This is a genomic window from Prosthecodimorpha hirschii (assembly GCF_001305515.1).
Classification (GTDB): domain Bacteria; phylum Pseudomonadota; class Alphaproteobacteria; order Rhizobiales; family Ancalomicrobiaceae; genus Prosthecodimorpha; species Prosthecodimorpha hirschii.
This window is the reverse complement of record NZ_LJYW01000001.1, coordinates 618,670-632,638: the sequence shown is the minus strand read 5'-3', so window position 1 is coordinate 632,638 and position 13,969 is coordinate 618,670. Positions and strand designations below refer to the sequence as shown.

The 13,969-nt window shown below is 72.0% G+C and carries 11 protein-coding genes; 6 read left to right on the top strand and 5 right to left on the bottom strand.

From position 1 onward, the window contains the following. Positions 1–111 precede the first annotated feature (111 nt). Genes ABB55_RS02635 through ABB55_RS02625 form a run of 3 tightly spaced genes read left to right on the top strand, consistent with a single transcriptional unit; the run spans position 112 to position 4,735 of the window. Positions 112–2,199: a hydantoinase/oxoprolinase family protein gene (locus ABB55_RS02635; protein ID WP_054357415.1), complete on the top strand. Its 2,088-nt coding sequence runs from the start codon at positions 112–114 to the stop codon at positions 2,197–2,199. Then, positions 2,196–3,986 carry a hydantoinase B/oxoprolinase family protein gene (locus tag ABB55_RS02630; protein ID WP_054357414.1) on the top strand — a complete coding sequence of 597 codons (1,791 nt, stop codon included), beginning with the start codon at positions 2,196–2,198 and terminating at the stop codon, positions 3,984–3,986. Before ABB55_RS02635 ends, ABB55_RS02630 begins: the two co-directional genes overlap by 4 nt. Continuing rightward, entirely contained in the window at positions 3,983–4,735 is a 753-nt protein-coding gene (locus ABB55_RS02625; RefSeq protein ID WP_054357413.1) for an SDR family NAD(P)-dependent oxidoreductase, read from the top strand. Before ABB55_RS02630 ends, ABB55_RS02625 begins: the two co-directional genes overlap by 4 nt. 7 nt (positions 4,736–4,742) lie before the next feature. On the opposite strand, the gene ABB55_RS02620 is transcribed toward ABB55_RS02625, so the two are convergent. Then, positions 4,743–6,218, bottom strand: coding sequence for a 4-hydroxyphenylacetate 3-hydroxylase family protein (locus ABB55_RS02620; RefSeq protein WP_054357412.1), 1,476 nt, complete (start codon positions 6,216–6,218; stop codon positions 4,743–4,745). 251 nt (positions 6,219–6,469) lie between these two features. Between ABB55_RS02620 and ABB55_RS02615 the strand changes: the two genes are divergently transcribed. Continuing rightward, complete coding sequence (locus ABB55_RS02615) at positions 6,470–7,366, top strand: polysaccharide deacetylase family protein (RefSeq protein ID WP_054357411.1); 897 nt, start codon at positions 6,470–6,472, stop codon at positions 7,364–7,366. 13 nt (positions 7,367–7,379) lie between these two features. Further along, entirely contained in the window at positions 7,380–8,270 is an 891-nt protein-coding gene (locus ABB55_RS02610) for an NAD-dependent epimerase/dehydratase family protein (protein ID WP_054357410.1), read from the top strand. Between the two features lie 34 nt (positions 8,271–8,304). Here the strand turns inward: ABB55_RS02610 and ABB55_RS02605 are convergent, their stop codons facing one another. Both ABB55_RS02605 and ABB55_RS02600 read right to left on the bottom strand, forming a co-directional pair. Continuing rightward, positions 8,305–9,783 (bottom strand): gamma-glutamyltransferase, encoded by a 1,479-nt coding sequence (locus ABB55_RS02605; protein ID WP_054357409.1) that lies wholly within the window; start codon positions 9,781–9,783, stop codon positions 8,305–8,307. 39 nt (positions 9,784–9,822) lie between these two features. Beyond that, positions 9,823–11,034 carry a M20/M25/M40 family metallo-hydrolase gene (locus tag ABB55_RS02600; protein WP_054357408.1) on the bottom strand — a complete coding sequence of 404 codons (1,212 nt, stop codon included), beginning with the start codon at positions 11,032–11,034 and terminating at the stop codon, positions 9,823–9,825. Between the two features lie 98 nt (positions 11,035–11,132). On the opposite strand from ABB55_RS02600, the gene ABB55_RS02595 reads away from it, so the two are divergent. Continuing rightward, positions 11,133–11,909, top strand: a complete 777-nt coding sequence (locus tag ABB55_RS02595) for an SDR family NAD(P)-dependent oxidoreductase (RefSeq protein WP_054357407.1) — start codon at positions 11,133–11,135, stop codon at positions 11,907–11,909. Positions 11,910–11,920: 11 nt separating this feature from the next. Here ABB55_RS02595 and ABB55_RS02590 read toward each other — a convergent pair whose 3' ends face one another. After that, on the bottom strand, positions 11,921–12,361 hold the full coding sequence (locus ABB55_RS02590; RefSeq protein WP_054357406.1) for a hypothetical protein: 441 nt from the start codon (positions 12,359–12,361) through the stop codon (positions 11,921–11,923). Then, complete coding sequence (locus ABB55_RS02585) at positions 12,358–13,962, bottom strand: GMC family oxidoreductase (RefSeq protein WP_054357405.1); 1,605 nt, start codon at positions 13,960–13,962, stop codon at positions 12,358–12,360. Before ABB55_RS02585 ends, ABB55_RS02590 begins: the two co-directional genes overlap by 4 nt. Positions 13,963–13,969 lie beyond the last annotated feature (7 nt).

The following is a 13,969-nucleotide window of genomic DNA, read 5'->3' as shown; positions in this document are numbered from 1 at the left end:
GCCGGCCGGCGCAGGCCGGGCGGCGACGGCCCCGTGCGCCGCGGTTCCGCGCGCCTCCTCGATGGCACGATGCATGCTTGTTGCATGGCATGCAAGTCGGGAGGTGGGAGCATGGCCTGTCGGATCGCCGTTGACATTGGCGGCACGTTCTCGGACGTGGCCATCGAGTTCGAAGATGGATCGATCGCGATCCACAAGGCGCCGTCGACGCCGGACGATCCGGTCGCGGGCGTCCTCGCCGCGCTCGATGCGGCCGCGGCCCGGAACGGCACCAGCCGCCGGGCGATCCTGGCGGCGGCCGAGGTCTTCATCTACACCAGCACCAAGGCGATCAACGCGATCGTGACGGGCAGCGCCGCGCGAACCGCCTTCGTGACCACGGCCGGCCATCCCGACATCCTGCTCCTGCGCGAAGGCGGCCGGACGGAGCCTTTCGACTACACCGTGCCGTTCCCGGCCCCGCTGGTGCCGCGGCGTCTGACCTTCCAGGTCACGGAGCGGATCGATGCCGCCGGCCGCATCCTGACGCCGCTCGATCCCGCCGGGTTGGAGCGGCTGGCGGAGGCGGTCAAGCGCGAGCGCATCGAGGCGGTCGCGGTCTGCCTGCTGTGGTCGATCGTCAATCCGGCGCACGAACAGGCGGTCGGCCGCTTCCTGGCCGAGCGCTTCCCGGATCTTCCCGTCACGCTGTCGCACGAGCTCAATCCGTGCCTGCGCGAATATCGGCGCGCCTCCTCGGCCTGCCTCGACGCGGCGCTGAAGCCGGTGATGACGGCGCATCTCGCCGACTTCGAAGCCCGCCTGCGGCAGGAAGGGTTCGACGGGACCGCGCTGGCCGTCACCTCCCAGGGCGGCGTCGTCCCGATCGCCGCGATGGCGCGGGCACCGATCCATGCGCTGAATTCCGGTCCCGCCATGGCGCCGGTCGCGGGGCGCGCCTTCGCCGCGGCCGATGCCGGCAGCAATACCGCGGTCGTGATCGACACCGGCGGCACCACCTTCGACGTCAGTCTGGTCGCCGACGGCCGGCTGCCGGCGACCCAGGAACTGTGGATCGGCGGGCGCTATCGCGGCCACATCACCGGATTTCCCTCCGTCGACGTGTCGAGCGTCGGTGCCGGCGGCGGCTCGATCGCCGCGGTCGACGAAGGCGGCCTGCTGCAGGTCGGCCCGGCCAGCGCCGGCGCCGTGCCGGGGCCGGCCTGCTACGGCCGGGGCGGCACGGCCGCGACGGTCACCGATGCCGCGCTGGTCCTCGGCTATCTCGATCCCGCCGGGTTCCTGGGCGGGCGCATGCCGCTCGACCCCGCCCTTGCGCGGACCGCGATCGAACCGCTGGCGGCCGCATTGGACATCGGCATCGAGGCGGCGGCCGCGGCAATCCTGGAGGTCGCCGGCGAGCAGATGGTCCAGGCGATCGAGGAGGTCACCATCCGGCGCGGCGTCGATCCGGCGCGTGCCGTCCTGGTCGCCGGCGGCGGTGCGGCCGGGCTCGGCGCGGTCGAACTGGGCCGGCGCCTCGGCTGCCGGGCGGTGCTGTTTCCGTCCATGGCTCCGGCCATGAGCGCGGTCGGCGCCCTCCTGTCCGACATGCTGCGCGAGGTCCGGGTCACGCGTTTCGCCCGGCTCGACAGCCTCTCGGCTGCGGATCTCGAGCGCATCGGTGCGGACCTGTCGGCGCGGCTCGCCGCCGAGACTGCGGGCGACGGTGCCGGCGCGGCGCTCGAATATTTCCTGGAGGGTCGCTACGAACGGCAGATCTGGGAGATCGAGATCCCGCTCGGCGCCGGCATACCGGGCCCCGGCGAGATGGCGGCCGTCCGCGCCGCCTTCGACGCGACGCATGCCCGGCTCTTCGGCATCGGCGATCCGCGCTCGGCCGTGGAGGTGGTCTCCTGGGGGCTCCGGGCCCGCACGGTGCAGCGCGCCGGGCGCGAACTGCCGCGGGCCGAAGCCGAGCCGCCGCGCCCCGGACCCCGCCGCCGCCGCGCGGTCTTCGCCGGTGTCGGGGCGGTCGCCGTGCCGGTGCTGACGCCGGCCGATATCGGCAGCCCGGTGCCCGGGCCGCTGATCGTGGAATCCGCCTACACCACCATCGTGGTCCCGCCCGGCGCCGAGATCGGCGTGACGGCGCATGGACTGATGGCGACCATCCGCCGGGCAAGCGGCGAAATCGGACCCCGGGAGGCCGCAGCATGACCACCACACCGCTCGTCCGCCGCCACCATCGCGACCCGGTCGCGCTCGCCATCCTGAAGAACCGCTTCGAGGCGATCGCCCGCAAGATGGCGCACACGCTCCTGAAGACCGGGCGCTCCGGCGTGCTCAACACGGCGCGCGACTTCTCCTGCGGGATCCTCACCGCCGACGGCGAACTGGTCACCGGCGCGGAGTGCTATCCGATCCATGTCCTGCGCGGGCCGGACCTGATGCACGCCACCATGAAGGCCTTCCATCCGGATCTGCGCCCCGGCGACGCCGTGCTGCACAATTCGCCCTATCACGGCAACACCCATGCGGCCGACCACGCCATCATGATCCCGGTCTTCGACGACCGGGGCCGGCACCGGTTCACCACGCTGGTCAAGGCGCACCAGGCCGATTGCGGCAACTCGATCCCGACCACCTATGTCGGCACCGCGCGCGACGTCTACGAGGAGGGCGCCGTGATCTTCCCCGCGGTGCTGGTGCAGCGCGACTACCGCGACATCGACGACATCATCCGGATGTGCGAGATGCGCATCCGCGTGCCGGAGCAGTGGCGCGGCGACTATCTCGCGTCGCTGGGCGCCGCGCGCATCGGCGAGCAGGAGCTTCTGGAACTCGGCGCCGAGCGCGGCTGGGATGCCCTGGAGGACCATACGCGGGCCTGGTTCGACTATTCGGAGCGCCGGATGGTCTCCGCGCTCGGCCGCCTCGCCTCCGGGCGCGCGGTCGCGCACGGCACCCACGACGCCATCCCGGGGACGCCGCCCGACGGCATCCGGGTGCAGGCCGACGTGACCATCGACGCGGCGGCGGGGCGCGTGTCGATCGACCTGACCGACAATCCGGACTGCATGCCGAACGGCCTGAACTTGTCGCAGGGCTGCGCGCTGTCGGCCGCGATCGTCGGCATCTTCAACTGCATCGACCACACCGTGCCGCCCAATGCCGGCAGCCTGCGCCGCATCGAGGTGAAGCTGCGCGAGAATTGTTGCGTCGGCATCCCGCGCCACCCGACCAGCGTCTCGGTGGCGACGACCAATCTGTCGGACCGGCTGAGCTGCGCGGTCCAGCGCGCCGTGGCCGCGATCGATCCGCGCTTCGGCATGGCCGACGGCGGCCCCCCGTTCCCGCCCGTGGCCGGCGTACTGTCGGGCTTCGAGCCGGATACCGGCGCGCCCTACTGCAACGGCATCCTGTTCGCCGGCAGCGGCGGTCCCGGCAATCCCTATACCGACGGATGGGTGACGCTCCTGTCGATGGGCAATGCCGGCATGCCGCAGATGCACTCGATCGAGGTCGCCGAGATCCAGCACCCCATCGTGATCCACGATCGCGCCATCGTGCCCGATACCGGCGGCGACGGACGGCGCCGCGGCGCGCCGGGCACGCTGACGCGCTTCGGTCCGACCGCGGCACCCGTCGAGGTCGGCTATGTCAGCGACGGCACGGTGCATCCGGCCGAGGGGGTCGGCGGCGGCCTGCCGGGCGGGCCCTCCCGCCAATGGCGGGTCAGGGCGGACGGCAGCGAGGAGATCCTGCCGACCTACGGACAGGTGGTGCTGCAGCCGGGCGAGAGCCTGATCTCGATCACGGCGGCGGGCGGCGGCTGCGGCGACCCGCTCGAGCGCGAGGTCGAGCGGGTGGCGGAGGACGTCGCCGAGGGTTGGGTGACGCCGGCGCGGGCGCGGGCCGTCTATGCCGTCGTCTGCGCAGCCGACGGGACGATCGATCCGACCGCGACCGCCGCGGAGCGGGCTGCCCGGAGGGCCGCGGCATGAGCGGCCGTCTGGCAGGGCGCATGGCGCTCATCACAGGCGCGAGCCGCGGCATCGGCGCCGCGACGGCGCGCGCCTTCGCGGCCGAGGGCGCGGACGTCGCCTTCTGCCATGACGACGACGACGAGGGTGCCGAGGCGGTCCTCGCCGCCATCGCGGCGGCGGGGCGACGCGGTTTCGCCTGGCGGATCGACATCGGATCGGAAGACGCCTGCCGCGACCTCTTCGCCAAGGCGGAGGCCGCGCTCGGACGGGTCGACATCCTGATGAACAATGCCGGTGTGAGCGAGGAGGCCCTGGTCGAGGACATCTCGATGGCTTCGCTGCGCTGGATGCTGCGGGTCCATCTGGAGGCCACCTTCCTGCTGTCGCAGCTCGCCTACCGGTCCATGAAGCCGCGCGGCATGGGGCGGATCATCAACGTCACCTCGCAGCTCGCCTACAAGGGCGCGCCCGGCCTCGCCCACTACAGCGCCGCGAAAGCCGGCGTAGTCGGCTTCACGCGCGCCTTCGCGCAGGAGGCGGCCCCGCACGGCGTCCTGGTCAATGCCATCGCGCCGGGCCCGATCGACACCCGCCTCAACGACACCCTCTCGCCGGAATGGAAGGCCTGGAAGATCGGCGGCCTGCCGCTGCGCCGCTTCGGCCGGCCGGAGGAGATCGCGCCGACCGCCGTGATGCTGGCATCCGCGGACGGCGACTTCTATGTCGGCCAGACGCTGTCGCCGAATGGCGGCGACGTCTTCCTCTGACCGTCGCCTATTCGGCGGCGGCCCGCGCGGGCCAATCCGGGCGGGGCGAAAGGGCGAGGGCCGCGTCGGCAAAGGCGGTCGCGCCGGCCCAATCGTAGGTTCGGTTCATGTTGGCGTGGTTCACGTAGGGCGCCCCGGCATAGAACATCTCGTACTGCACGTGCCGCGATGCGAATTCGGAACCGAGCGCGTCCCAGGCGAGCTTCATGACGCCGACGCGACCGACCGCATCGGTCGCCGAGGAGACCTGCGTCGCCTCGACCAGGGCGCGGATCTCGGGGTCCTCCAGGTCGCGCAGCGACGAGGGCAGCATGATCACCCCGCCGCCGGCGAGGTCCCGGATGGTGTTGACGAAGCGCGGGTAGAGCTCCTGCGTGTAGGTCTGTGCCGCGTAGAGGAGATGGGCGGACGGCACCCAGTAGGGGCCGAAGCGGCGGCCCGCCGCTTCCATGCCGGCGACCATGCCCTCGACGATCGACGCCTCGACCGCGAGCCGCGCCAGCGTGCCCTCGATCTGCGGCATGCCGGCCGACCCGTTGACCTCGGCGATCCGGCGGGCGAGCCCGACCAGGAAGCGGAGCTTCACCGCGAGGCGGATCTGCGACTGGTAGTTCTGATAGACATGCGTCGGCGTGCCGTGCCATTGCGTCCGCGCGGCGTCGACATCGCCATGCACGAAGACGCGCTCCCACGGCACCTTGACCTGGTCGAAGACCACGACGGCGTCGTTCTCGTCGAACCGGCTCGACAGCGGATAGTCCCAGGCCGTGGTGACGCCGGCCTCGTAGGAGCGGCGCGACAGGAGCACGATGCCGGGCGTCGCCATCGGCATCGCGAAGCTGAGCGCATAGGCGCCTTCGCCGGCCTTCAGCGGCTGGATGTTGCCGACGAAGATCTCATCCGCCATGACCGAACTGGTGCCGAGCATCTTGGCGCCGCTGACGGTGATGCCGTCGGCATCCTCGTCGACGGCGTGAAGCACGAGATCGCGCGCCTGGGACGATGCCGACTTGGACTTGTCGGCCTGCGGGTTCTGGATGACATAGGTGACGAAGAGGTCGCGGTCGCGCGCGTAGGCGAAGTAGTTGCGGAACGCGGCGGCGCGCCGGGCGTCATGCTGCGCCATCACGTCGTGACCCATCATCAGGCCGGAGAGCGCGGTGGCCAGATGGTCGGGCGAGCGGCCGAGCCAGCCGAAATTGAGCGCCGACCAGGCCTCGATGGCGCGTCGGCGGCGGACGAGATCGTCGGGCGACTGGGGCAGGTGCCAGGCCCGGTTGACCCGCGCCCCGGTCGGCGTCTCGAAGGTCATCAGGTCCCGGTTCTCGGGCGCGGCCTGGAAGTCGTAGAGGCGGGCGAAGGACGCCACCGTGCCGCGATAGGCCGGGTCGGCGGTCACGTCGGCGACGCGGCGGCCGTCGAGATGGATGCGGCGACCGTCCTTGAGGGCGGCGAGATAGGCGGCGCCGTTGCGGATGGGCATGAGGGTCTCGATCCTTTGCTGCTTCGCGTCCGAAACAAGGAGGCTAGCGCGAATTGAGTGTTATGCAAGTAACTTGCATGACTGAATATCGATCATTCGTGCCGCCACCAACAGGGCCGGTCGTCCCGGGCAGCGTCGGCGACCGCCGGGCGCCCAAGCGGTGGCCAATCCGCCTCTGAAAGCGGCTTGCTTACGATGCAATGGCGCTTAGGCTTTGACGCGAGAGCGACATCCGACCGGAGCCAGCGCCCATGATCGACGACCGCGACTATGTCGGCTATGCCGACGATCCGCCGGACCCGCACTGGCCGGGAGGCGCGCGCATCGCGGTCAACATCAATCTCAACTACGAGGCCGGCGGCGAGCGCTCGCTGATGGACGGCGACGGCGTTTCCGAAGGCGTGCTCAACGACATCGGCCAGCCCTCGCTGGACGGCCTGCGCAGCCCGCTGGTGGAATCCGTCTTCGCCTATGGGTCGCGCGTCGGCGCCTGGCGGCTGCTGGAATTGTTCCGGCGGTTCGACGTGAAGGTCTGCCTGCTCGCCGTCGCCCGGGCGGCGGCGCGCAATCCGCGGCTGGTACGCGCCTATGCGGCGGAGGGCCACGAGATCGTCAGCCACCACTATCGCTGGCTCGACTACCAGGTGATGCCCGAGGCCGAGGAGCGCGAGCATATCCGCCTCGCCTTCGAGACGCTGGAGCAGGTCGCCGGGGTCGCCCCGGTCGGCTGGATGACCGGCCGGCCGGGCGCCAACACCCGGCGCCTCCTGGTCGAGACCGGCCGGCTCCTCTACGACCGCGACTCGCTCGCCGACGAGTTGCCCTATTGGGTCACGGTCGCGGACCGCAGGCATCTGGTCGTGCCCTATTCCTTCGAGACCAACGACAACCGGTTCGACCAGAATCACGGCTTCTCGACCGGCGACGACTTCGCCCGCTACATGATCGACTGCTTCGAGACGCTCTATGCCGAGGGTGCCGACCGGCCGAAGATGATGTCGCTCGCCCTGCACGACCGCCTGATCGGACGGCCGGGGCGGATCACCGGGCTGGTCCGGTTCCTCGATCATATCCGCAGCCGCGACAAGGTCTGGGTCGCGACCGGCAAGGACATCGCGGAACATTGGATGCGGGTGCATCCGGCCTGAGGGAGGGACGACCGTGCGGCTATGGCTCACCGGCGCGGCCGGTTTCGTCGGGCGGCACCTCGCCCGGCGGCTCATGGAGGACGGGCACGAGATCATCGGCACCGATCTTTCCGCCGACCCTTCCGGACGCTGGACCGGGCTCGACCTGCGCGACCGGCCGGCGGTGATCGCGGCATTGGCCGAAGCCCGGCCCGACCTCGTCGTCCATGCCGGCGCCATTTCCGGCCCGATGCTGGCGCGCGGCGAACCCGCGCTGATGTTCGACGTCAACGTCACCGGCACGCTGTCCGTCCTGGAGGCCATGCGCCGGGCAGCCGTGCCGCGGCTCGTTCATTTCTCCTCCAACGCGGTCTATCGCGACCGGGAGGATCGCCTGCCCGTCGGCGAGGACTGGGCGATCGGCAAGACCGATCCCTATGGCGCCAGCAAGGTCGCGGCCGAAGCGATCGTCGCCTCCTATGCGGCCAGCGCCGGGATCGACGCCTGGATGCTGCGGATCGCGTCGATCTACGGGCCGGGGCGGACCTCGCCCTACCTCGTCTCGGACCTGATCGCGGCAGGGCGCACCGGCGGATCGGTCGTGGTCACGGACGAGCGGTCGAACATGCGCCAGTTCGTGGCGGTCGAGGACGTGGTCGAGGCGGTCGCCGCGGCGGTCGGAACGCCTGCGGGCGGATGCGTGCCCGTCAACATCACCGGCGGGGAATATCTGTCGGAAGCCGCGATCGGCGCGATGGTGCAGACCCATCTGCCGGCGCTCCGGCTCGATGTGGTTGCCGACAAGGGCGAGAACGGCGACGGCGCGATCGGCCCGCTCGATCTTACCCGCGCCCGCGACCGTCTCGGCTACCGTCCGGCGATCCCGATCGCGGCCGGGATCGCCCGTCTCGTCGGCGCGGCGTGACGCCGGCGGCCGGCGTGCCGGTGTCGCGGACGCGTCAGACGGCGCCGCTCCAGTTCTCGCGCCGGAAGTCCGAGACCGCATACGGCATGGTGCCCTTGAGGCCGGCGCAGACGCCGCCGCCGCCGCGGATGTCGCCATAGGGCATCTCCACGACCGCATGCCCGAGCGCCTTCAGGGTGTCGAAGGCCGGATGGCCGGCCTCGACCAGCAGCTTGCCGTTCTCCGACCGCCAACGCTGGCGGTCGATCGCGCTCGGCAGGTCGATCCCCTGCAGCACCGTCGCGGCGAGGATCTGCAAGAGGGTCTGCACCTGTCCGTCGGCGCCCGGCGTCGAGATCGCGACGGCTTCGCCGTCATGCTCCATCAGCATCGGGGCCAGCGTGTGGACCGGGAGCTTGCCGGGCGCGACCTCGTTCGGCGCCGCGGTGAAACTGCCGGCGCGATTGTTGAGCACGAAGCCGCCCTCGGGCACGTAGATGGCGGACCCGAAATTGTCGAAGACCGAGAACAGCGACGAAATCACCATCCCGTCGGCATCCGCGACCGCGACGCCGGCCGTATGCAGGTAGCCGCGCGGCCCGCCGCGACCGGAGGCCCGGTCGAGGTCGACCGGCAGGTCCACGGCGAGCAGCGCCGCGCCTTCCGCGCAGCGGTCGCGATAGGCGAACGAGCCTTCGGTCAATTCCACCGCGGCATGCTCGACGCGGTCGGGCGGCACGGCGCCGAGCTTCTCGAAGCCGTTCAGCGCCATGGCGAGCAGGATGCCCTGCGACATCGGCGGCTGGACGTGCACGGTCCGCCCGGCCCAGGCGACCGAGATCGGCGCCGTGACGGTCGTCTCGTGGCGGGCCATGTCGGCGGGGGTCATCAGGCCGCCGCGCGCCGCCACCGCGTGCGCCACCGCGGCGCCGACCGGGCCGCCGTAGAACCAGTCGGCGCCGTCCTGGGCGATGCCGGCGAGCGTGGCGGCGAGTGCGGGCTGGCAGACGAGGTCATGCGCCTTGGCGTCGAGGAAGACGGACGCCTCGGCGCCGCCGCGGACCAGCCGGTCGCGCTGCTGGCCGACGGTGCGGACGAGACGCGGCCGGACGCGCATGCCGTCGCGCGCGATCCGGATGGCGGGTGCCAGGCTTTGGGCGAGCGGCAGCCGGCCGAAGCGGCGGGCGAGTTCCGCCCATCCGGCGACGAGCCCCGGGACGTTGACGGAGGTTCCGTCGTCGCGGATCGCGTCCGGCACGCCGGATGACGGCGCGGCGCCGGCGGCATTGATCGCCGTCACCTGCCCGGGCGCGGTGCGGACCAGGAAGAAGCCGTCACCGCCGACGCCCCCGGCCTCGGGAATCAGGACGCCGATCACCGCCTGGGCGGCGACGGTCGCATCGGCCGCGTTGCCGCCCTGCTCGATGATCGCCTGGGCGGCCGCGGTCGCGAGCGGATGCGCGGCCGAGATGGCGGCCCGAATGCCGAGCACGGCCGGGCGGGACTTGGAGGAGAAGGGATCCGGCAGAAGCATGGTCGGGCCTCGGATGGTCGGTTTCGGCAGATGCCGGGGTCAGGTCGGTTCGGACAGGAAGGCGAGGGCGGCGCGCGCATAGATCTTGGCGCAGTCGACGACGTCCCGAGCATAGACCCAGTCGTCGACGCCGGAGACCCGATCGGCCTGCGGACCGTAGCAGACGGCCGGCACGCCGAGACGGCGCCAGCGGCTGGCATCGCTCGCCGGCAGGCGGACGACCGGCACCGCCGCCTCGCCCCGCACCGCGCCGTGGGCGGCCGCCACGGCGGCGACGATCGGGCTGGAGGCGGCGGTCCAGTTCGGCTCCCAGCCCTTGAGGCGCCGGCGCGACAGGCCTTCGATCCGGCCGATCACCGCGTCGACGCGGGCCTCGATGTCGGCGATGGTCAGGCCCGGCGGGATGCGGAAATCGATCTCGGCGGTGGCCCGGGTCGCCGACTGGCTGACGAAGCGGCCGCCCGCGATGGTGCCGGCATTGACCGAGAGCCGAAGGCCGTCGCGCTCGGGATGGTCCGCGACCGCGGCGATCTCGGCAGGCGGCGCCGCCGTCGTGTCGTTCCAGCGGTCGATCTCGGCGATCGCGGCGGCGAGGCGGGTGACCGCGGAGGAGAGCGGACGCGCCAGCATGCCCTGGGCGGACGGCGCAACGGCGTCGAGCGCCAGCCACAGGAGCCCCTTCTCGGCAAGCGCGAGCGCCATCGCGCCGGGTCCCTCGCCGCAGATCATGGCGTCGCCGGTAAGGTCCGGCTCGGTTTCCAGCAGAAAACCCGCCCCGTCCGGCCCGAACACCGTCTCGTCGGCGACGGCCGTGAAGGTGATGCGGCCGGACCAGGCCTCCGGATGGGCCGCCAGGAGCTCGAAGGCGAGCGTCTGGGCCGCCACGGCGCCCTTCATGTTGCCGACGCCGAGGCCGAAGATCCTGCCGTCCCGGTGCGTCGCGGCGTGCAGCGGCACCGACCAGTCGGCGACTTCGCCCGGATGCACGGTGTCGAGGTGGACGTTGAAGACGAGATGCCGGCCGGGGCCGCGACCCTCGGCGACGGCAATGACGTTGGGCTTCTCCGGCACCTGGCTGACGATGCGGGCGGCACGTCCGGCCGCCGCCAAGTGATCGACGACGAGGCCGGCCACGGACCGGGTGTCGCCGGGCGGGTTGGCGCTGTCGGCGGCGACCAGCCGATCGAGGAAGGCGAGGAGCGCCGGGGCGGCGGCCTCGACGGCAGCGTCGAACGCGAGCGGGACGGTCATGGCCTGGACTCCGGGAGGCGCAGGAGGCTGGCATGTCGTTTGCGTGGGATGCAAAGGGATTGCGGATGGACGCAGGCCCGAAACCGGAAGGAGACGACATGGCGGGACTGTTGCAGGACAAGGTGGCGCTGGTCACCGGCGGCGCGCAGGGGATCGGGCTCGCGGTTGCGCGCGCCTTCCTGGCCGAGGGCGCCGCCGTGGCGATCGCGGACGTGCGCGCCGATGTGCTGGAGGCTGCGGCGGCGGGACTGCCGGGCCGGGTCCTGCCGGTCACCCTCGACGTGACCGACGAGGCGGCGACCGAAGCGGCGGTCGCGCGGATCGAGGCGGAGCTCGGCCCGCTCGCGATCGCGGTGCCCAATGCCGGCATTCTGGTCCTGAAGCACGGGGTCGACACCGGGGTCGACGAGTTCCGCCGGGTGCTCGACGTCAACCTGACCGGCGCCTTCGTGACCGCCAAGGTGGCGGCCCGGCGCCTTCTGGCGCACGGCAACGGTGGCCGGATCGTGTTCACCTCGTCGCTGTTCGGCTTGCGCGGCGGGCGCGAGAATTCGGCCTACTCGGCCTCGAAATTCGGCATGATCGGCGTGATGCAGAGCCTGGCGGCGGAACTGGCGCCGGCCGGCATTCTCGTCAACGCCGTCTGTCCCGGGCAGATGGATACCGAGATGATCCGCCAGCTGTTCCGCGACCGCGCCGCCATCCGCGGCGTGCCGGAGGCGGAGGTCCGGGGTGCGCTGGAAGGCCGGATTCCGGTCGGCCATCTCGGCCCGCTCGATCATCTCGCCGGCACCTATGTCTACCTGGCCTCGGACCTGTCGCGCTATGTGACCGGCCAGTCGATCACCGTGGACGGCGGCTGGCAGATCGACTGAACCCGGAGACCTCATGGTGCGCTCGCGGTTGGAACCTCGGGCGCCTCCGGATGGACCGGATCGCGCGGATCGCGCCAGCGCGGCGCCGCCGCCATCATGGCGACGGCCTCCTCCTCGGCCCCAAAGCCGTCGCGCGGCAGGGAAAGGGCCTGCTGGCCGTCGTAGCCGATGGCGCGGCGGACGGCGGGGCTGAGGAAATAGGCGCCGAACACGAGTTCGAGCAGGGCTTCGAAGCCCGCCGGGTCGGCGGCCGCGCAGGCCTCGATGTCGTCCGGCCCGAAGGCTTCCGGCAGGGCGGCCAGGATCCGGTCCGGAGCGCCGGCGAGGTCCGGCCGGATTGTGAGGACGCGGGCGATCAGGGCTCCGCCGGGATCGGCGGCCGAGAAGGCCGGGCTCGGCCCGCGGCCGGGCACGAGCCAATCGAACAGCTGCGTCCGGCGCGGGTCGGTCATGCGGCGCTCCGGATGTCGCGGCGCCCGGCGACCAGCCTGTCGGCCGCCCGCAGCGCGAGAGCCGCGGTGGTCAGCGCGGGATTGACCGAAGAGCCGGTCACGAAGGTGCTGCCGTCGACGATCATCAGGTTGGGGACGTCGTGGACGCGGTTCCAGCGGTCGACCACCGAGGTCTCCGGATCGTCGCCCATGCGGGCGGTGCCGAGCAGGTGCCAGCCGAGATCCGGGATCAGGCCGGTCGCCTCGGTCCGGTAGGCGCCCGCCTCGCGCAGCGACTGCTCGGCCTTGGCGGTGTTGAAGGCCAGCATCCTGTGGCAGTCCTCGGAGACGCGATAGACCAGCCGCGGCGCCGGCAGCCCGTCGGAATCGGTCAGGGTCGGATCGAGCTCGACGCGGTTGTCCGGATCGGGCAGGTCCTCGCAGGACAGTCCCCAGATCGCCGTCCGGCCGAGCCAGGCGGCGACATGGTCGTGGACGGCATCGCCCCAGCGCCGGCCGTCGCGCCAGGGAAACAGCGCCGCCGAGAGCGGGCCGCCCGACGGGCCGAGATTCCATTTCGCGCCGCGCACGAAGCCGCGGGAGGGATCGGATTCGGCGAATTCCATCGAGTAGAGGCTCTGGCCCCAGTGGCCCTGCCAGCTCTGCATGGGCTCGTCGAAGAAGCCGACGACCCGCCCGAACGGGTGCATCATCAGCCGCCGCCCGACCTGGCCGGAGCGGGCCGCCAGGCCGTCCGGGTGGCGGCCGGAGCGCGACAGCAGGAGCAGGCGCGCGCTGCCGAGCGCATTGGCGGCGAGGATCACGAGCGCTGCGCGGATCCGGTGGCGCTCGCCGTGGCGCACATAGACGGCGCCGTCCGCCCGGCCGGCGGCGTCGAGGGTGATCTCGGCGACGCGGGCATGATCGAGCACCCGCGCCCCGAGCGCTTCCGCGCGCGGCCAGTGGGTCAGGTCGACGGAGGCCTTGGCGCCCTCGTTGCAGCCGTAGCCGCAGGTCGAGCGCTGCACGCAGGAGCGTCGACCGTCATAGGGGCGCGAGGCGATCGAATTCGAGCCGGGCCACCAGTGCCAGCCCAGGCGCTGGTGAGCGGCGGCGACCTTCGTGCCCCAGGCGCCGACCGGCAGTTGCGGCAGCGGATAGTCCGGACGCGGCGGGTAGGCCGGGTCGCCGGCGAGACCGGACGCGCCGAAATCGCGGTCGATGCGGTCGTAGAAGGGTTCGAGCTCGAAATAGTCGATCGGCCAGTCGTCGGCGACGCCGTCGAGCGACCGGACCCGAAAATCGGACGGCAGGAAGCGCATCCAGTGGGCGCCGTAGAGGATGGTCGAGCCGCCGACGCCGTGGAAGAGCTGCGGCTTCATCTCCGCGTCGGTGTCGTCGACCGGCGTGTCCTCCGGCCGTCCGCGGCGGTTGGGATGGGCGTGCCAGGGGCCGAGCCCGGCGACCTCGACGACGTCGTGGCGGCCGCGATAGTCCTCGCGGTCATGGCGTCCGCCCTGTTCCAGGCAGGTGACGGCGATCCCGGCCTCGGCGAGGCGGCGGGCGACGACGGCTCCGGACAGCCCGGCGCCGACGATCAGGACATCGGTCGTTTCCACCATGGCGGCC